This window comes from Halomonas sp. MES3-P3E, from assembly GCF_002836035.1.
GTDB lineage: Bacteria > Pseudomonadota > Gammaproteobacteria > Pseudomonadales > Halomonadaceae > Vreelandella > Vreelandella arctica.
In genome coordinates, this window is sequence record NZ_PJBT01000034.1 from 1 (window position 1) to 18,922 (window position 18,922).

Annotated in this window: 15 protein-coding genes and 2 pseudogenes; 9 read left to right on the top strand and 8 right to left on the bottom strand. The window is 55.2% G+C overall.

Annotated features, from left to right (window positions below):
• Positions 1–194, bottom strand: a pseudogene (locus tag CXF87_RS09785) (Crp/Fnr family transcriptional regulator); the annotation flags it as partial.
• A 279-nt stretch (positions 195–473) separates the two neighbouring features.
• Between CXF87_RS09785 and CXF87_RS21590 the strand changes: the two are divergent.
• On the top strand, positions 474–698 hold the full coding sequence (locus CXF87_RS21590) for a hypothetical protein (protein WP_157826492.1): 225 nt from the start codon (positions 474–476) through the stop codon (positions 696–698).
• Positions 699–754: 56 nt separating this feature from the next.
• Here CXF87_RS21590 and CXF87_RS09790 read toward each other — a convergent pair whose 3' ends face one another.
• Positions 755–1,534 (bottom strand): CLCA_X family protein, encoded by a 780-nt coding sequence (locus CXF87_RS09790; protein WP_101146500.1) that lies wholly within the window; start codon positions 1,532–1,534, stop codon positions 755–757.
• A gap of 196 nt (positions 1,535–1,730) precedes the next feature.
• On the opposite strand from CXF87_RS09790, the gene CXF87_RS09795 reads away from it, so the two are divergent.
• Together CXF87_RS09795 and CXF87_RS09800 are read left to right on the top strand one after the other, a co-directional pair.
• Complete coding sequence (locus CXF87_RS09795) at positions 1,731–2,417, top strand: type 1 glutamine amidotransferase domain-containing protein (RefSeq protein ID WP_101146501.1); 687 nt, start codon at positions 1,731–1,733, stop codon at positions 2,415–2,417.
• Between the two features lie 151 nt (positions 2,418–2,568).
• Entirely contained in the window at positions 2,569–3,306 is a 738-nt protein-coding gene (locus tag CXF87_RS09800; protein ID WP_101146502.1) for a MauE/DoxX family redox-associated membrane protein, read from the top strand.
• Between the two features lie 239 nt (positions 3,307–3,545).
• Here the strand turns inward: CXF87_RS09800 and CXF87_RS09805 are convergent.
• The 4 genes and pseudogenes from CXF87_RS09805 to CXF87_RS09825 all read right to left on the bottom strand — a co-directional run bounded on the left by CXF87_RS09805 (position 3,546) and on the right by CXF87_RS09825 (position 9,409).
• Positions 3,546–4,711 (bottom strand): IS3 family transposase gene (locus CXF87_RS09805; protein WP_101146503.1). Its coding sequence is split into 2 segments (ribosomal slippage): positions 3,546–4,450 and positions 4,450–4,711, totalling 1,167 coding nucleotides; the frame shifts between segments, so codons are not numbered across the junction.
• Positions 4,712–4,768: 57 nt separating this feature from the next.
• Positions 4,769–5,359, bottom strand: a pseudogene (locus tag CXF87_RS09810) (MipA/OmpV family protein); the annotation flags it as partial.
• Positions 5,360–7,040: 1,681 nt separating this feature from the next.
• Positions 7,041–8,405, bottom strand: coding sequence for a M20/M25/M40 family metallo-hydrolase (locus tag CXF87_RS09820; RefSeq protein ID WP_232774871.1), 1,365 nt, complete (start codon positions 8,403–8,405; stop codon positions 7,041–7,043).
• Between the two features lie 119 nt (positions 8,406–8,524).
• Complete coding sequence (locus tag CXF87_RS09825) at positions 8,525–9,409, bottom strand: LysR family transcriptional regulator (RefSeq protein ID WP_101146505.1); 885 nt, start codon at positions 9,407–9,409, stop codon at positions 8,525–8,527.
• Positions 9,410–9,592: 183 nt separating this feature from the next.
• Here CXF87_RS09825 and CXF87_RS09830 point away from each other — a divergent pair, with 183 nt between their 5' ends.
• From CXF87_RS09830 to CXF87_RS09855, 6 genes are all read left to right on the top strand, one after another.
• Positions 9,593–10,558, top strand: coding sequence for a TAXI family TRAP transporter solute-binding subunit (locus CXF87_RS09830; protein ID WP_008957253.1), 966 nt, complete (start codon positions 9,593–9,595; stop codon positions 10,556–10,558).
• Between the two features lie 21 nt (positions 10,559–10,579).
• The gene (locus CXF87_RS09835) at positions 10,580–12,490 is read left to right on the top strand and encodes a TRAP transporter permease (protein WP_232774872.1); all 1,911 of its coding nucleotides are present in this window, start codon (positions 10,580–10,582) and stop codon (positions 12,488–12,490) included.
• On the top strand, positions 12,487–13,893 hold the full coding sequence (locus CXF87_RS09840; protein ID WP_101146507.1) for an acyclic terpene utilization AtuA family protein: 1,407 nt from the start codon (positions 12,487–12,489) through the stop codon (positions 13,891–13,893). The genes CXF87_RS09835 and CXF87_RS09840 overlap by 4 nt, the downstream gene beginning before the upstream one ends.
• Positions 13,880–14,233, top strand: coding sequence for an AtuA-related protein (locus tag CXF87_RS09845; protein ID WP_008957250.1), 354 nt, complete (start codon positions 13,880–13,882; stop codon positions 14,231–14,233). The genes CXF87_RS09840 and CXF87_RS09845 overlap by 14 nt, the downstream gene beginning before the upstream one ends.
• Positions 14,234–14,370: 137 nt before the next feature.
• Positions 14,371–15,594 carry a YbfB/YjiJ family MFS transporter gene (locus CXF87_RS09850; protein WP_101146508.1) on the top strand — a complete coding sequence of 408 codons (1,224 nt, stop codon included), beginning with the start codon at positions 14,371–14,373 and terminating at the stop codon, positions 15,592–15,594.
• Between the two features lie 68 nt (positions 15,595–15,662).
• The gene (locus tag CXF87_RS09855) at positions 15,663–17,126 is read left to right on the top strand and encodes a sodium-dependent transporter (protein ID WP_101146509.1); all 1,464 of its coding nucleotides are present in this window, start codon (positions 15,663–15,665) and stop codon (positions 17,124–17,126) included.
• Here CXF87_RS09855 and CXF87_RS09860 read toward each other — a convergent pair.
• The gene (locus CXF87_RS09860) at positions 17,088–18,446 is read right to left on the bottom strand and encodes a Y-family DNA polymerase (protein WP_101146511.1); all 1,359 of its coding nucleotides are present in this window, start codon (positions 18,444–18,446) and stop codon (positions 17,088–17,090) included. The genes CXF87_RS09855 and CXF87_RS09860 overlap by 39 nt on opposite strands.
• Entirely contained in the window at positions 18,446–18,889 is a 444-nt protein-coding gene (locus CXF87_RS09865) for a LexA family protein (RefSeq protein WP_008957245.1), read from the bottom strand. The genes CXF87_RS09860 and CXF87_RS09865 overlap by 1 nt, the downstream gene beginning before the upstream one ends.
• Positions 18,890–18,922: the final 33 nt, after the last annotated feature.

The following is an 18,922-nucleotide window of genomic DNA, read 5'->3' on the forward strand; positions in this document are numbered from 1 at the left end:
CACGAAAAACCTTCCAGCAGTAAGCAACATTGACTAGGTTGGTCGCCCATTTTAACGATGTCTTGGTTAGACTTGACGTCTTGTGTTTGTACCGGTAATTCCTGGAGTGCCTGCTTCTCTTCGGCGGTAAGAGTAAAATTACTTTCTAACTTGCGAATCATCAGGTGGGTATGAGAAGGCAGGGCAGTAGGCATGTTTGGCTCCAGATTTGGCAGGAATGAAGCCCTTCGCAACAGTGTCTCTGCTAAATTTCTAATATAAATAATGTTTAGGCATATAACCGAATATTATTGACAATTATAGTTTAAAAATAAATTTGTAAAAAGCTTGTTTAAATTGCTTAAAAAGATAAAAAACTACCCTGCTAACTAGGGCGCTTAGGGAAATGAAACATATAAATTAAACGGCAATATCTTTATGAAAATAAAGGTAATTTTTTATGCTAAATTAAAGCTAGCCTTTTGCAGGCTAGCTTGTTTGATTTTTTAACCTTTTTTATTTTAATTTTTGATAAGGTGTTTGGGCAGGGCAGGGCAGGGCAGGGCAGGGGTGTGATGCGTGGCCAGGCGCCCTGCGTTAACCACCTTTGCGAGCGATTAAAAAGGCAGCACACCGCCGAAGCCAATGCCAAGCACGGCAACGATAACAACAACGATAACGACGATAGTGGTAGTAGATGGCATGTTCTCTTCCTTTGAGTAGTGAGCGTTGCTACATATTAGGCACGATTGCACCATTTTGCACGCTGTCATGCTTATCCGGTTTCCCGTAACGCCTTTCCCAGCCTGGCAAAATAGTCGCTAAACGCGGCATTGATCTGCTCCCGTTGTGCGCTCTGTGGGTAGAGCCCTTTTTCCGCTTCAAGAGAGGCCTTGGTGCCCTTGACCAGAAAGTGATTAGTGATGCCGGCATCCTGCACAAACGCCTCAAAGGCGCGTGCACAGAGTTCTTCGGGCTTGCTGTAATAGAGCTGGCCAAGCTTTTTATCCATCTGTACTGAGCTTTGAAACAGAGCGCTAGGCTGGTCGCCTTCGGGCTGCAGTAGTACGGCTTTGAAACAGCGCATCAGCAGTTGATTCAGAGGGTGGGCGATGGGCGTTGCATCGGCAAGCCAAGCAGTAGAGGCGAACATACCGGCAGGCGTGCCGCGAAAACACTTACTGGCGATATAGTGATCAAAAGCATGAAACCACTCGTGGGCAATGCTGCCGGGCCCTGCGTTTTTGGCCAGCGCAAAACTGCGTTGGCTGGGGTCGTAGTGGGCAGAAACGCCAGGTCGGCCACCACTGCCGTACTGCAGCGCGATGGAGCCGCGTAACGAAATCAGCGCCTCTGGCCCCTGTAGAATCAGCATGAGATCGCACAGGGCATCGTGAAACAGCTCGGCGGCACGATCGCGCTCAGCGCTGGTGACCCAGCGGCCAATCTCAATAGAGCGAAAATCAAACTGACGCCGGATCAAGGCAAAACTGCTGGCTTGCCCCTGGCGGTGGTCAGGGCCGCTGCGGTAAAAATCCCGCGCTTCAATACTCACTGGTCGCTTCACCTGAACGATGACTGAATGACGCCATGATAAAGCGCCACTAACAGATTGACACTACTGGTGATCATTTGCCGCTTGAGCCGGTGACGACGATCTTGGATATCTCCTTGCATTCCACCTCAGAGGCCCCCACTAAGTATCAACAAGGCCTTTTAATAGCCTTATTTTTCACCGCTAGGAGAAAGATATGAGCAAGCGCATTTTGATTGTACTGACATCTCACGATCAGTTGGGCGACACCGGTAATAAAACCGGCTTTTGGCTGGAAGAGTTGGCCGCCCCTTACTATGTCTTCAAAGACGCGGGGGCCGAGGTAACCCTGGCATCGCCTCAAGGTGGCCAGCCGCCGTTGGACCCCAAGAGCGACGCTGAGGATAGCCAAACCGATGAAACGCGCCGCTTCAAGCAAGATGAACAGGCCAATGCTGAGCTTGCAGCGACCCATCGTTTGCGCGATATGAAGGCCGATGACTTTGATGCGGTGTTCTACCCCGGCGGTCACGGTCCGTTATGGGATCTCGTTGATGATAAAGACTCCATTCGTCTGATCGAAACGTTTATTGCGCAAGGCAAGCCGGTCGCTACCGTTTGCCATGCGCCGATTGTATTGGTGAATGCCAAGAACAGCGCAGGCGAGCCGCTCGTCAAAGGCCGCCAAGTAACAGGCTTCACCAATGGCGAAGAAGATGCGGTTGGCCTGACTGACATCGTGCCGCATCTGGTCGAAGATGCGCTGCAACAGTGTGGTGGTATCTACACCAAGGCGGAAGATTTCACCCCTTACGTATGTGAAGATGGCCAGTTGATTACCGGGCAAAACCCGCCTTCTTCAGCGCTAACGGCTAAAACGCTGATGGCGTGGCTGGAGAAATAACCGCTAGGGGGTAAGCAGGCTCAATGATAACGGCGAGGCTATCCTCGCCGTTTCTATTTTGGTCACTGACCATATTCTGACTACCTTTATAAGGTAGCGAGGGGTTGTTTAAAATAGGTAGTTTTCAGCACGCATCAAGGAGGTGGTCAACATGGAGACGGCGCATATTTATCGGATGAAAACGGCAGAGCACCTTTGCCCGTTTGGTATGAAAACGGTCGATTTGTTAAAGCGTAAGGGATATGAGGTTGACGATCACCCGCTAACCTCCCGAGATGAAATAGAAGCGTTCAAGGCTCGGGAAAATGTCGACACCACGCCGCAAACTTATATCGGCAATAAGCGTATTGGTGGTTATGAAGAGGTGCGTAAGTATCTTGGGATGAGCGTGCCGAATGCGAAAGAGACCACATATCGACCGGTGATCGCGATTTTTGTTACCGCCTTGCTGGTCGGGTTGGCGGTTAGTTGGGTCGCCAACGGTACCTTGATGGCCGCGCGGATGCCTGAATACGCAGTGGCGACGGCCATGGTGCTGTTGGGATTACAGAAACTTCAAGATGTAGAGAGCTTCAGCTCTATGTTCCTTAACTACGACCTGCTGGCTCAGCGCTATGTGCCCTATAGTTATGTATATCCTTACGCTGAAACCCTGGCCGGGGTCTTAATGCTGGCAGGCGCGTTGATTTGGCTGGCGGCGCCGTTGGCACTGTTTATCGGTACGGTGGGGGCGGTGTCGGTGTTTAAGGCCGTGTACATCGATAAGCGTGAATTGAAATGCGCGTGTGTGGGCGGTAGCAGCAATGTGCCACTAGGGTTTGTATCGCTAACGGAAAATATCGCAATGATACTGATGGGGCTATGGATGCCGCTTAAAATGTGGTTTTGAGCAGAACTACCAGAGCAGCACCACCAGAACCATTCGCAAGAACCATTCCCAAGAACCAGCCACTAAACGCAAAAGCGCCCTAAACGTGAAGGGCGCTTTTATTTTTACCCAGGCTTTTTAGCGTCTTAATACTGCTAAAAATTATAATTGAGCGACACACCCGTCACGGTCTGCCATTCGCTGCCTAAATCGTCAACGATGGGGCTGTCTGATCTTACCCAGCAACAGTGGACACTGGTTTAAGCGATCATTCGGGCTTCAAAGGCCTCTGGGCTGATCATCCCAATAGCACTGTGCCGCCGTTGTTTGTTGTAGTCCAGTTCGACGTACTCAAACACCTGGCGCCTCATATCGTTTCGCGTTGTAAATTGCTCCCCATGGATCGCTTCAACCTTGAGGCTGTGGAAGAAGCTTTCGGCACAGGCATTATCATAGCAGTTGCCTTTGGCGCTCATGCTGCACGTAAGCTCATGCCGGGTAAGCAGCGATTGGTAACGCGTGGAACAGTACTGACTACCTCGATCCGAATGGACTATCACGCCTTTGGGCATTTTGCGTCTCCATAGCGCCATCTGTAGCGCGTCACAGACAAGATCGGCCGTCATACGCTCACTCATTGCCCAACCGACCACTTTACGAGAGTAAAGATCAATGAGCACTGCCAGGTAAAGCCAGCCTTCGCCCGTCGCCAAGTAGGTAATGTCACCCACCCACTTTTGATTAGGAGCTGAGGCCGTGAAGTTTTGTTCTAGTAGATTCGGTGCGACTGGCAGCGAATGCCGTGAGTTCGTGGTGGCCTTGAACTTACGAGCTGCTTTAGCGCGCAGGCCCTGACGCTGTAAGCTGGCAGCCACCGTCTTACGGTTGATCGGCATCCCATCATCTCGCAGGTCTAGCGTTAGTCTCGGGGCGCCTGAGCGGCCTTTGCGTTGGTGATAAGCCTTGGCCACATGCTGATCGATAATGGCTTGCTGGCTGCGTTTTGGGGACGATGCGCCTTCGCGTTGCCGCCAAGCGTAGTAGCCACTCCGAGCGACCCCGACAACATGGCACATACGCTGAATACTGAACGCCTGACGATGACGGTGGATAAAGGCGTACTTCACTTCAGGCTTTTCGCAAAGTACACCGCGGCCTTTTTTGTGATGGCCAGCTCTTCATTTGCCTCGGCTAGTTGGCGCTTCAAGCGGGCGTTTTCTTCTGCCAACGACCGCTCTCGCTCGGATGTGTCTTGCTGCAGCTGTGCTTTAGATCGCCACTGATAGAGCTGACTCGCGTGTATTCCCAGCTCACGCGCCGCTGCTGCAACGCCAATGCGATCCGCAAGCGCTAAGGCTTCTTGCCGGTAGGCATCTGAGTAACGGGTATATGATTTTTTCTTCATTGATGTTGTCGATCTTGCCATGGTTCACCTCATCGTAACGTATGACGTTCTTGAGGTGTCCACCGTTACTGGGCAGGATCAGTCAGACGCATCGCCGGTCAGGTAGCTGGTGCCAACAAAACCGGTGGCAGACCATTGAGGTGTCAAAGCGTAAGTCAGGCTGGTGCTAACCCCTAAACGCCAGGAGCCGCTATCAGGGTTATAGCTGGCAATGCCGCTACGCAGGCTGTCACGTGTCGAAACCGAGAACATCGACTCCGTCCACTCTTCGTCGGCATAGGCCACATTCGGGGTAAAAGTAAAGAACGTACGCTCATTGAGAGGCAATCGCCAAGCAGCCGATGCTTCCAGCTCTGCGCCATCCACATCGCCCGTTACCGGCGTGCTTCCCGCCAAGCTATATTTCCACTGCCCTTGCTCCAGCGCTAGCCGTAAACCGAGCGTAGCACCGCCATCCACTTTCTCGAATGACGAAATATCACCTTCATTATCGCGGCCAAAGGTATAGCCAATAAAAGGCGATACGGTCCAATCCCCATTGCGAATCGCGTGCCATTCAATGCCGCTGCGTGGGCTGATTGAAAGGGCATCACCATAGTTTAGTTCGATAGAGGGCCAAAGCTGGGTATTGTAATCGTCGCTGCCCAGATAATCGGGCACATACAGGACACCCGCGCCGAGACTACCTTCCCATTACTGGGCCCATGCTTGAGGAGCTATCGCGAGGCTAAGCGCGGCGACTGGCCACCAGTATTTTGAAATCATGATCGCACTCATTTTAAGAAGAATTAAGCAAACGTTCATGATTGTATGTGCTTGCTTGGAAGCTTGGCAAGCCGCTTTATAAAATGGCAAACGAGCGTTTAATAATAATTTATTTTCTATTAACTAACACAGGTTAAATAAACATACTTCTATAAAGCGCATTGTGTGCTCAGCGAAAGGAACTCGCGAAAAGGAAGATTAGACAAGGATTGCTTGAGTAGCACAAGGATGCACAAATAGGATATTTGTGACGTACGGTTATGGAAGACCTAATAAAGCTCAGCCATAAAATGGTTGAGCTTTATTTTTTATTAAAGTTAATAAAATTAAGTCAAGCGTTTGTTTTTTCTCATGGCTGGCTAGGTTAGTAAAATTAATTATATTACAATAATTATAAATAGATTGTTAGATGTGATGGTCGATGTATAACCATAATTAACTGATGATAATGCTTTTTTGACAGTTGTTTGGTGGCGATTAAAGGCCGGTGTCGCTTGAGTCATTAATCAAAAATACCTTAAAATTAGAAAATTATATTATGTTTATTTGACATAATGATGACAAGGTAAGCATGTTCTTAAAGTGCGTGATTCTCGATAAAAAATACCTAGCCTAGTGTGAGAATTATTTTCTCATTAAATAACCTAGGTTAGTTGATTTCGTTGTTTAAAGGTGCATCCTAATCATCAAGCAAAAGGAAGTGCTGACAAGGAAGATTGCGCCAGGATGGCTTAGTATCTCAGGGAAGTGCAAACAGGATGTTTGTGAGGAAGGAAGACGCTGCGATAAAGCCCTAGCCAGGGAATGGCTGGGGCTTTTTTTAAGCTTAAATAAATGACGTATTAGTTACATTCTTATGAATTTTCTCATTTATCGTAAATAGCATGCTAAGGAAAAGGGCAGATGTGTTAGCCATCTACCCCTTCTTTTTTATTAGCCGGCCTGTTAGCAAAATAAGCTATTGATTAATCAGCCTGCCCATTAACATGCATGGTGATAATAGAGCGTGCTTAGTTCATTCAAGGGCACTTCAACTGCTGTTTGGCAGTTAAGGCAACGCACTGTCGCCGTGTTTTTGCCTGTGCCTTCTAAACGAAAGCGATTAAAAAATGGTGACTTGGCTGTCTCTGAATTGCCGCAATGACGACAGATAACATCTAATTCATTGACTTTATTGCTGATTATAATGTCGCGCACGCTGACCTCCTACCATTAGGGTTGATGATGGTTCAGGCGTGGTAACCTCCCTGTTGATCCATATCGTTACCGACACGTTTTAAGTATAAGAGTCAATTCATATATTCTCCATGCGAAATGTATTGCAATCGTGCATTAAATCGACGCAACAAGGCTTTTTTAATATTAAAGCAATATTTTTTTGATTTAATAACCTGGGATAGATAAACACAGCGCTATCACGTCCATTGTGAGCACACACCACAAGGAAGTGGAAACAGGGAAGGCAACGCCAGGAAGGCTAAACGCTCTCAGGGAAGCACAAACAGGATGTTTATGAAGAAAATCAGGGAAGGTTTGATAAAGCCCCGGCCAAGGAATGGCTGGGGCTTCTTTTTATACGCGTGTTTTATTTTTTCGCTTTTTTCTTGGTTTTATTGCTGGCGGCAGGGGCGTTGGTGCTGCTTGCCTTGCTTCCTGCTTTGCTTTCGGCCTTGCTCTCTTTGCCGTCACTCTTTTTGCCTTCATCACCGTCGCTATCCGGCTTGTCGCTGCCCTGGTGAGGAAGCGGGCTGGCTTGGTCAAGGCGTGGGTGGTTATCCAGGAACTCACGCTCTAAATCAGGCAGAGCATCCATGGCTTGCAGGGTATGGGTGAGGGCGTGAATAGCCGCCAGCACATCCTGGGTATGGCCGGTTTCCGAGATCGTGTGCATATTGCGGATAGGGAAGCCGATCGAGGTAGCAGCACTATCGATAGAGGCCAGTACACCCGCCATACCATCGGTACCGGTGTCCACGCCCACGATATCGCGCTGCAGCGGAATATCCTGCGCTTTAGCGGCTGTCGCGATAATCCGATTGAGCTGTTCGCTGGCAATCGAACCCACCGCCATGGTGAAGCCCTTGCCCATTTCCAGCGGCTGCATGCGCTTGTCGCCGATGCCTGGCGCGCCCACGTAGTCGTGGTTAACGTCCACGCCAATCAGCGCATCCGGCTTCATTTCACCAGCCATCACGCGGCTGCCGAAGCGGCCAATTTCCTCATAGCTGGCAATCGCAAACAGCACGCGTACATTTTTCGTACCGCCTGCTTCAGCGATCAAGCGCGCCACTTCGGCGGCCACAAAGCAGCCCAGCCCGTTATCCAGGTAAGCACCGTAAAAGGTATTGGGGCTAAAGCCGGGGCGGATAGGGCGATCAAAAATAATCGAATCGCCCGGGCGTACGCCCAGGTTCAGCACCTGCTGCTTCTTGTTCTCACCGTGAATTTGCAAATCCAGGTAGATCTGCTCTTTCTTGATCCCTTTGCTGCCATCCCGCTGGCCGGGGTCAGAAAAGTGAATGGCGCCCAGTGCCTCTACCGTGCCGCCTTCAATGCAGCGGTAGCTGCCGGGGGCGTCCGGGTCTTCGCTGAACAGCTTCACTTCATGGCCGATCAGCACGGTCGGCAGGAAGGAGTCGGTGTTGATCCAGATTTTGCCGTCTTCGCCAATCGAGCGCACCTGCATACGGATTTTATCCGCATGGCCGATCAGCATGACCTTGAACATGTCGTCACGGCCGGGGTGGGTGTCCAGCACCACGCCCGCGTTGCCCTTGAACTGATGAAGGTGCCAACCTTTAGGCGCAAAGCTCTCAAAATGCGGCTTGAGCACGCCGTAAGTCATCGCCGCTTCAAGGCCTACCGGGCTTGGGGCGGCAAGAATATCGCGCATCAGTTTGAACTGCGCGTCGGGCATTGGCTGTGTCCAGGGTTTGGAAGTATCGCTCATGGATATCGCTCACTTAGTCAGGTGGATGTTCGTCATCTCTAGTCTGCCAGATTCTCGGCGCGGTTGTAGATAAAGGCGAAGAGAAAGCCGAGCGGAAATCGCGTATTCATGAAAAGACCTTATGCGTGATCACGAATCAGTTGGCACAAGGCGCTGGCGGCGGCGGAAGGGGGGTGGCGTCGGCTCAATATCATGCCCAGCTCGCGACGGATCGTCGGTTCGACCAGCGGGCGGTGTTCGATGCCATCGGTGGCAATCTGGCGAAAGCTGAGCGAGGGCAGCACGCTAATACCCAAGCCCGCTGCCACCATGCGGCCAACCGTGGCGATCTGGCGTGCATCGCACAAAATATCCAGCCGCTCCCCCACGCTCTGCATGATGCGGTCAATATCTTGGCGTGAACTGGAAAGCCGATTGATACCAATAAACGGATAGGCAGCCAACTGGCTCCACGCCACGGCCGACTGCGCCAGCAGCGGGTGCCCACACGGGCAAACCGCCACATAGCTATCTTCAAGCACGGGTTCAAAGGTGAGATCGTCCGCGTCGCTCGGCGGCACGGAAAGCCCCAAATCAGCGCGACCTTCACGCACCATTTGATTGATCTGCTCGGCCAGCACATCGTGCAGGCTTAAATTAATCCTCGGGTAGGCTTCATGAAAAAGCTTAATCACCCGGGGGAATAACCCAGCCGCCAGCGTCGGCAGCGCCGCCACGGTCACCTTGCCGCGCTGTTTGGAAAACTGGTCGTTGAGATCCTCAAAGGCTTCATTCCAGTCATTCAATAGCCGCACGGCAACCGGTAGGAAAGCGTCGCCTTCCGGGGTCAAGGCAAGCTGACGTGATGTGCGGGCAAATAGCGCACCGCCGACGTTCTCTTCCAGCTTACGTAGCGCAATCGAAATCGCCGGTTGGGAAAGATGGACGCGCTCGCTGGCCTCCGCAAGGCTGCGCGAGTGGGCAACGGCAACAAAAACGCGCAACTGCTGGATGCTTGGATTCATTTAGAAAGTAAAACATAAATTAAAAACTATTCAATATACAAAATGAAACCAGCCCACCATGCTTGGCTTATCGCGATTCGTGCGTCGCGGTCATGTTTTACAACAACCCGTTTTACAATAACCGTATTTACAACAACCCGTTCTACAATAACAAAGGCTCGTACAGCGAGCTTCGGAGAGACAATGAAAACGCTACTTACCGCTATGGTGGCAAGCGCCGCGGTGCTGGCTGCTGCCACTTCCCATGCCGATGAGCGCCTGCTGATTGGTTCTACCTCGAGCTCCTCCAGCCACTACAGCTATTTTGTCGCGGTTAACCAGATCATCAACAACCAGGTCGAAGGTGTGAGTTCTTCTGTCGCTGAAACCGGCGCTACGGTTGATAACCTGCGTCGTTTGGGGCGCGACCAGATTGATATGGGGCTGGTGACGACCAATACTGGCTACCACGCCTACGCCGGTGAGGAAGATTTTGAAGGCCGCCCGGTCGATAACCGTCTGCTGTGGGTCTACACCGTGGCACCCCAAAACGCAGTGATGCGCCAGGATGCTAACGTCGCCACCTTCGCTGATTTGGATGGGGTGCGTTTCAACCCCGGTATCACCGGGTCAGCCACTGAGAAAACCACCGAAGCGGTGATGCGTACCCTCGGTATCGAGCCTGACTACGTGCGCGGCTCAACGACCGATATGGTCGACGCCATGAAGGATGGCCGGGTGATGGGCTCGGTGAAATCAGGGGTCGGCGAGCGTTTGGATGGCTCCTCTATGGATATCGCAACGTTCACTCCCATCAGCGTGCTCTCTCTTGATGACGCGCAGGCCGATACGCTGCGCAGCGAAATGCCCGATGTGGCGATTGTCGATGTGCCCGAAGGCGCTGCAGACGGTATCCCCGCTTATACCACCTGGGCGTTTGGGGTTGCCGTACATGCGCACCCGGATATGGATGAAGAGACCGCCTATCAAATCGTCAAAGCCGTGATGGAAAACCCCGAACCGCAGGTCAACGCCTTTGCCGCGATGAAAGATGCCGATATGGCGAAGATGACCCTGGAGGTTGGCACCGTGCCGCTGCATGCCGGTGCGGCGCGCTATTTCGAAGAGCAGGGGTACGACATCCCCGATGCCTTGCAGCCTGTCCAGTAAGGCCATTCGGAGAAGATGATCATGCGTGAGACAGTCACCAAAGGCTTGGCGCTGCTGCTGGGCGGTCTAATCCTTTATACCTCCGCCACTGGGCCGTTCGAGAGCTTGATTCAGCGGAGTATCTTTCTCGCGCTGGTCATCCTGCTGGGGCTTGCAGTCTACCCATTAGGGGAGGGCAAGCGCTGGCGCCCGCTGGGCATCGCTATCGATGTCATACTGGCAGTCGGTGTGGTAGGCGCCTGCGGCTATGTGGCGCTTAACCACGAACAAATTCTGGTCGAACTCCCCTGGGCAACGCCCCGCGATATGCTGCTGACCGGCGTACTGCTGGTGGCGATTCTGGAGCTTTCGCGCCGCGCCATTGGGGCTATTTTCCCCCTGCTGGTGTTAGCGGGGTTAGCCTACGCGTGGTTCGGTGCCGCCATCCCCGGGCCGCTCGGCCATCGGGGTTTTGATCTCTACTACATGACCGAAACCATTTACCTGGGTGATCTTGGCGTGTGGGGCATGCTGGTCGGCGTTGCCGCCACGACCATTGCCGCTTTCGTGCTATTCGGCTGTTTGTTGCTGCACACTGGGGGCGGCAATACCTTCATGGATTTGGCGCTGCGTATCAGCGGCCGTTCGCCGGGCGGTGCGGCCAAAGTGGCCACGGTCGCGTCCGGGCTGTTTGGCATGGTCAGCGGTAGCGCGGTGGCCAATGTCGCCACCACCGGCAATTTCACCATTCCCATGATGAAGCGCTTGAACTACCCACGTCCGTTCGCGGCGGGGGTAGAAGCGGTCGCCTCCACCGGCGGTCAAATCGCACCGCCGATCCTGGGCGCGGCGGCCTTTATCATGGCGGAAATTCTGGGTGAAAGTTACCTGCGTATCGCCTTGGCGGCCTTGCTGCCCGCCATCCTTTTCTACCTGGGCGTATTTGTCACTATCCACTTGGTGGCCAAACGCCGTCAGCTACAGGTGGTGCCCGATGATGAGCTGCCCAGCTGGGCAGATGTGATACGCCCTGAACGGATCATTCCTATTCTGGCAGCGTTGGGCGGGCTGTTTTACGGCGTGCTGAGCGGCCGTTCGATTCAGATGTCCGCTTTTTACGGCATCCTGATGACCGTGCTGACCTTTGTGCCTTTTGCACTGCTGTCCAAAATGCCCCTGCGCGAGATTCTCGGCAAACTGGTGGCAGGCTTGGTCGATGCAGGCAAAGGCATGGTGATTATCGGCGTGCTGTTGGCCGGGGCGCAGATTCTGGTGGCGATGATTGGCATGACCGGCATCGGCGTAACGCTGGCCAGCTTGATTGTCACGGTCGGTGGCGAATCGCTCTTCCTAGTAGCCTTTATCGTTGGCGGTGTGTGTCTGATTTTAGGCATGGGCATACCCACTACCGCGGCCTATGTGTTGGTGGCATCGGTGCTGGCGCCAGCGCTCACCACCATCGGTGTCGAGCCGCTGATTGCCCACTTGTTCGTTTTCTACTTTGCGACACTCTCAGTCATTACGCCGCCTGTCTGCATTGCGGTATTCGTGGCCTCAGGCATTGCCGATACCAACTGGCTGCCTGCCGCCGTCGAATCGGTGCGTTTGGCAGCGGCGATCTATGTCATTCCTTTCCTGCTGCTGATCTACCCAGCCCTGGCGGGGTTTGGGACTCCCCTGGAGATCGTCTTGGCCAGTTGTCAGGGGGTCGTGTTCGTGATGGCCTTCGCCGCGCTGATGTCTCGGGTAGCCATGACGGGTAAGCGCGTGATTGATGTGGTGGCGCTGATCGCGGTGATTGGGCTGGCGCTGACGCCAGGCTGGCTGACCACGCTGGCAGCGCTCGCCCTGATCATTGGGCTATTTATACGCCGCCGCTCGCTGCTGGATGACGAGCCGGTAGCTGCCGCCAGCGACCACCACTCCCTTCAAGCCAAGGAGACACATTTATGAGTTTTTTACTGGGCAGCGGGGCAGGCTTTTCCGGTGACCGTACCGATGCGGCCGTGGCGGTGGTAGCAGAGTTGATCAAGCGACAACAACCCTCTGCCTTGGTATTTGAAACCCTGGGTGAGCGGACATTGGCGGCCGCCCACCGGGCGATGCGTGAAGACCCCGAAAGCGGGTTTGAACCGCTGCTGGACGAGCTGCTGGCGCCAGTGCTTCGCGATTGCCTGGATAACGGCATTAAAATTTTAGGCAACTTCGGTGCAGCGAACCCTGGCGGCGCGTGCCAGGTTATTGCGGAGCTGGCCGCACAGCTGGGCCGTGCCGATGTGCGCATTGTCCAGGTGCATGGCGATGATATCCGCCAGCAACTGCATGGCCTGGACTTGCAGCGTTGGGAGGCCGAACGGCTGGATATGCCGGACGATGACGCCTTGATTTCCGCCAATGTCTACCTGGGTGCCAAGGCACTGGCCGAAGCGTTAGCCATGCAGGCAGACGTGGTAGTCACCGGGCGGGTCGCCGACCCGGCGCTGTTTTTAGCCCCGCTGATGCACCATTTCGATTGGCGTTGGGATGATTGGGACCGCCTGGCTTGCGGTATGATGGCCGGGCACCTGGCCGAGTGTGGTGCCCAGGTAAGTGGCGGCTACTTTGCCGACCCAGGCTTTAAAGACGTGCCTGGCCTTGCCACGGTGGGCTACCCGATTATTGAAGTAGAGCAGGATGGCAGCCTGATCATCACCAAGCCCGCCAATACCGGCGGCTGCGTTACCGAGCAAACGGTGAAAGAGCAGCTGCTCTATGAAGTCCATGATCCAGCCAATTACCTGACCCCGGATGTCACGGTGGATCTTACCCACGCCGAAGTACGCCAGCTTTCACCCAACCGTGTGGCGGTCACTGGAATCCGCGGCAAGCCCGCCCCCGAACGGCTAAAGACTACTGTTTGCTACGAAGGAGGGTGGCAGGGCGAAGCAGAAATTTCCTATGCCGGGCCCAATGCGCTAGCAAGAGCCCAGCTTGCAGCGCAAGTGCTGCGTGAGCGGTTGGTATTTCGCGCCCCGGCTGAGCTGCGAACCCGGTTGGATATCATTGGCCTGGCCAGCGTATTCGATAGCGATAGCGGCGAGCTTCAGCGTAGCGCTTCAACGTCTGTCAGCGGCGATTACCGGCTGCGGTTGGCAGCGGAGCACAGCGAGCGGCGCTGGGTAGCCCGCGCCACCCAAGAGCTGTTGGCACTTTACTGTGCCGGGCCTGCCGGGGGCGGCGGGGTGCGACGTCAGTTTCAACGGCGGGTATTTACCGCCTCATATCTGGTCAAGCGTAGCGACATTCATGCCCATGCCACGCTATTTGAGTCGCCGACCCAGGAAGCCCACAGGAGCGAACGCTATGCTGCAAGCTGAACCCACACAAACGTCAATGCGTGCGCCCGCCTCGATCTCTCTTCACCAGCTGGCGCACGCCCGTGCGGGGGATAAAGGCGAACGCCTCAACGTGGCGCTGTTTGCCTATGAGGCGGATCACTACGCCACCTTGCTGGAACAGGTCACCGAAGAACGAGTGCTGGCGCTATTCTCCCATCGCGGCGCTAGTCGGGTGCGGCGCTACCCTCTACCTAACTTGGCAGGCATGAACTTCGTGATCGATGATGTACTTCAAGGCGGCGTTAACGGGGCACTCAATCTGGATGGCCATGGCAAAACGCTATCGTTTTTGTTGTTAAGCCTGGAGGTTCACCTTTAGCCAGTTTTTAACCACGCACTCGACCTAGGTGGTCATGACGCGCTACTCAAAACGCCCTACTATGCATGGACTTGCATGCGAGCTAATCAATATAGTGTTCGCTAATATAATAAAAGTGGTGTTTAAGGAGCAGCCCGATGACCGCAGCAACGCTAGGTTCCCAGCGCTTTAGAGTGCTATTGGCGGGCGTATTCAGCCAGATATTGTGTGTGGGTATCGCCCGCTTTGCCTATACGCCGTTGCTGCCGGTGATGCAGCAGCAAACCTGGATGGGCGACGCCGATGGCGGCTGGCTGGCGGCGCTCAACTACGCGGGCTATATGCTGGGGGCGTTGTTGGCCGCCACTATCCGCAGTCTCTATATCAAAGACCTCCTATTCCGCTGTGGGTTAATCCTGGCAGTACTTACCACTGCGGGCATGGCGCTCACCGAGCACTTCTGGGTATGGGCGGGGCTGCGTTTTCTGGCGGGCCTTTCCAGCAGTGGCTCAATGTTGCTAGCGTCCGGGTTGATTCTTCACTGGCTAATGCAACATCGCCAGCGCGGCGAGCTGGGCATTCACTTTGCTGGTTTGGGCATTGGTATGGTGGTGGTCTCCGTTGCGGTTGAAATGATGCTGCAGCTTTCATTTAGCTGGCAGACCCAGTGGTGGGGCTTTAGCCTGCTGGGGGCCGCGTTGTTGGTACCTGCCTGGTACTGGCTGCCGCGCCCGGAAAAGCAAGGGGGCGCGGCGCACACGGCGAACAGCCAACCCGCGATGCCGCCCACACGCACCTTTATGCGCTGGATGCTGGCTGCCTATTTTTGCGCCGGTTACGGCTACGTGATCAGCGCTACCTTTCTCGTCGCGATTGTCGAGCGTGAGCCGCTGCTGGCGGGAATGGGCAACTGGACCTTCGCCCTGGCCGGTTTAGCCGCGGCCCCGGCGGTGATGCTGTGGGATCTAGTCGCCCGCCGCGTCGGCTACCTGGGGGCGCTGATTATCGCCATGTGCATTCAGGTAGTGGGCATCGTACTGCCTGCGATTACCGCGAACGCGGCGGCGGTGTTGCTCAGCGCCGTGCTCTACGGCGGTACCTTCCTCGGCTGCGTCAGTCTGGTGCTAACCATGGCGGGGCGGCTTTATCCTTCAAGCCCCGCGCGGTTAATGGGGCAGATGACCCTGGCCTACGGCGTTGCCCAGATATGCGCCCCGGCCTTGACCGGCATGCTGGCCGAGGCCTCTGGCAATTACAGCCTAGGGCTTTGGTTGGCAGGCGGCTTCGTGGCCCTGGGCGCCGTGCTACTGGCCTGTTTGCGCCGGGTGGATCAAACCGCCCAGCGCCTGGATGCCGCAGCCAAGGCCGCCGTATACGCCTAGATGCTGTTGGGCATTGCCCGTGAAATCCTATAGGATGAGCGCCTTTTTCTGACAGGGTAACTGGGCAAATGACCTCTTCTGGGCAACCTCGCACCCAGTGGCTAGGCCGCTGGGGGTTTATGTTGGCAGCAACCGGCTCGGCGGTTGGGCTGGGCAATATCTGGAAATTCCCCTATATCACTGGGGAGTTCGGCGGCGGTGCCTTCGTGCTGGTGTACCTGGCCTGTATTTTTGCCGTGGGTGTGCCGGTCATGATGACCGAGATCGCTTTTGGACGGCGCGGCCAGGGCAGCCCGGTGGATGCCATTCGCCGCGTGGTCAATGAATCAGGCCGCTCGTCGGTGTGGTCGCTGATTGGCTGGATGGCCATGCTCTGCGGCTTTATGGTGCTGTCATTTTACGTCGTCGTGGCAGGTTGGTCGTTCTCGTATCTGTGGAAGATGTTGACCGGAGGCCTGTCCGGCAGCAGCGTTAACGATATGGCCGCTGTCTTTGGGGCCAACAACGCTAATCCGCTGAATCTCGGTTTTTGGAGTACCTTAGTGACGCTGCTCACCATGCTGATTGTGGGCAAGGGCGTACAGAAGGGGATCGAGAAGAGTGTCAGTTGGATGATGCCCGGCTTGGTCATCATGCTGGTGATCCTGATTGGCTTTGGCATGTTTTCCGGCGGCTTTGGCGCGGCGGTGAACTTCCTGTTCTCGTTCAATGCGGGCAGCCTCTCCAGCGAAGGGCTGCTGGCAGCGCTGGGGCATGCCTTCTTTACCCTCTCGCTGGCCTCCGGGGCGATCCTTACCTACGGCAGCTATTTACCCAAAGGTGCCTCGATTGGCCGCACCACGGTCAGTGTTGCCGTGGCGGATACGGTCGTCGCGCTGATGGCGGGGCTGGCGATCTTTCCGGTAATCTTCGCCAACGGCATGGACCCCGGTGAAGGCCCTGGGCTTATTTTCATGAGCCTGCCCCTGGCCTTCCAGGCGATGCCGCTGGGGACGCTATTTGGCATTTTGTTCTTCCTGATGCTCTCCATGGCCGCGTTGACCTCTGCCATTTCCATGGTCGAGGCGACGGTTTCCTGGCTGTGCGATAACAAAGGCATTTCGCGCCCGGCAGCTGCTTGGGGCACGGGTATTGTGCTGTGGTTGAGCAGCACCCTGGCGATGCTGTCATTCAATCTGGGCGCGGATTGGACGCTGGCAGGCAAGACCTTTTTCGACTGGCTGGATTACCTGACCTCACGCTGGATGATGCCGCTGGGCGGCCTGGGCATGGTGCTGCTGGCGGGCTTTATATTGAAAAGCGACACCTTCCGCGATGAACTCGGGCTGTCGCCGCTGCCTTATGCACTATGGCTGGCCATGGTGCGCTACGTTAGCCCGCTCGGCATTGTGGTGATTTTTGTCGATGCGCTGGGTGTTTATCAGGTCTCGTTTGCAGCGCACTGGCCCTGGCTGCTGGCGATACTGGTGGTCATGGCGGTGCTTGGGGAAACCCTAAGCCCGCGGCTGCGTCACGCGCTTCGCGCTGGCTAGCGTTTGCTGCTTGCGCTGTTGCTCCTTCGCCTCGGCCGCTGCCACTGCGCCGGGGTGAGTGCCCACTTTCATCAGCTCATCCCAACGCGTGGTAAAGCGGTTGGAACGGTGAGCACAGCGTAGCTGCCAGGCAGCAGGCGCGTCGGTCATGCCAAAGCTGATGGTGCCTTGCCCCATGCGCTGATTGATCTGATCGACTGTGGCCATCAAGAAGGGGTGACGCTCACGGGCCGGGGGATGCAGCAGTGAAAGCTGATGCTGCTCGGCGTCCACCAAGTCGAGCAGCATCACGCCCGCTTTCATAAAACGAAAGCGAGGACGGTGAATCTGCTCAAGCCCCTGGCGTACGGCATCAAGAATCACACGTGTATCGTCGCTGGGCGAGGGTAGGGGGATCAGCGCTTGAGGAAAATATTGTGGCTGGTCACGGCGGTGGCGATTGGTATTGATAAACACCATCACCGCACGGGCCATGCTGTGCTGTTCGCGAAGTTTCTCAGCGCTACGCTGGGCGTGGTGGCGCAACGCGTTGTGCACCTCGGCAAACACGCCGGTCGGTTGGCCGAACGAGCGCGAGGTCATAATGCGCTGGCGCGGCTGGTCCAACGCGTTCATTTCCAGGCAAGAAGTGCCGCGCAGTTCAAGCGCTGTGCGAGCCAGCACCACCGAAAAGCGCTTGCGCAGCAGTTTTTCATCGCTTTCGCGTAAATCCCAGGCGGTATTGACACCGCCAATCGCCAAGCGCTCGGCCAACCGACGACCGACTCCCCACACACTGCCTACCGGGGTGCGCTTTAGCAGCGCCTCGGTGGTGTGATCCTGCCCGCTTAATAAGCAAACGCCTTCGTAGTGAGGGTCTTGTTTTGCAAGGTGATTAGCCAGCTTGGCGAGTGTATGGGTAGGGGCAAGCCCCACGCACACCGGCAACCCTAAATGACGACGAATACGCTGTCGCAGCTTTCGTCCCAGTGCTTCACACTGCTCGGTGGTGAAACCTTCTAAATAGACGAACATCTCATCAATGGAGTAGGGCGCAATCTCTGGGCAGGCATCGCGGAGCAGTTGGGCCAGCCGCGCCGACATATCGCCATAAAGCTCGTAGTTGGAAGAGAGCAGATGGATCTCGCCACGCTGGCGCAGTCCTTCGAGTTTGAAGGCGGGCGTACCCATGGGAATATCCAGCGCCTTCAACTCGGCGGAACGCGCGATCACACAACCGTCATTGTTGGACATCACGCCAACGGGCCTACCTTCCAGCTTAGGCTGAAATACCCGCTCGCAGCTGACATAGAAGTTATTGGCGTCGACCAGGCCAATCATCATCGCACGTACTCATGGATGACAGCGCGCACCACGCCCCATAGCTGACAGTCGCTGCCTTCAAGAGGCAAGGGCGGGTAGTGGGGATGAGTGGAGCAGAGGTGGGGCGTTCCCTGGTAAAGCGCGTAGCGTTTGATCAACGCTTCGCCCTCCAGCATAGCGACCAGAATGTGGCCCAAGCGAGGCTCGATACCGCGGTCAACGATAAGCAGGTCACCCTCAAAGATTCCCCACCCCTCCATGCTGTTACCGGTAGCGGTGACATAAAACGTCTGGGTAGGATTTTTAACCAGCCGGGTATTAAGATCCAGCGTGCACGGCTCGTAATCCTGCGCAGGCGAAGGGAAACCACTAAAGCCAGCGCGGCCCAAAAAGGTTAAATACGGCAGCGGCTGGGCGCTTAACGGCAAGGCGGGGGTAAAATGAGAAGACTGGCCCGGCATTGTCGGCATCCTGACTCTTAAAATGTTGTATGA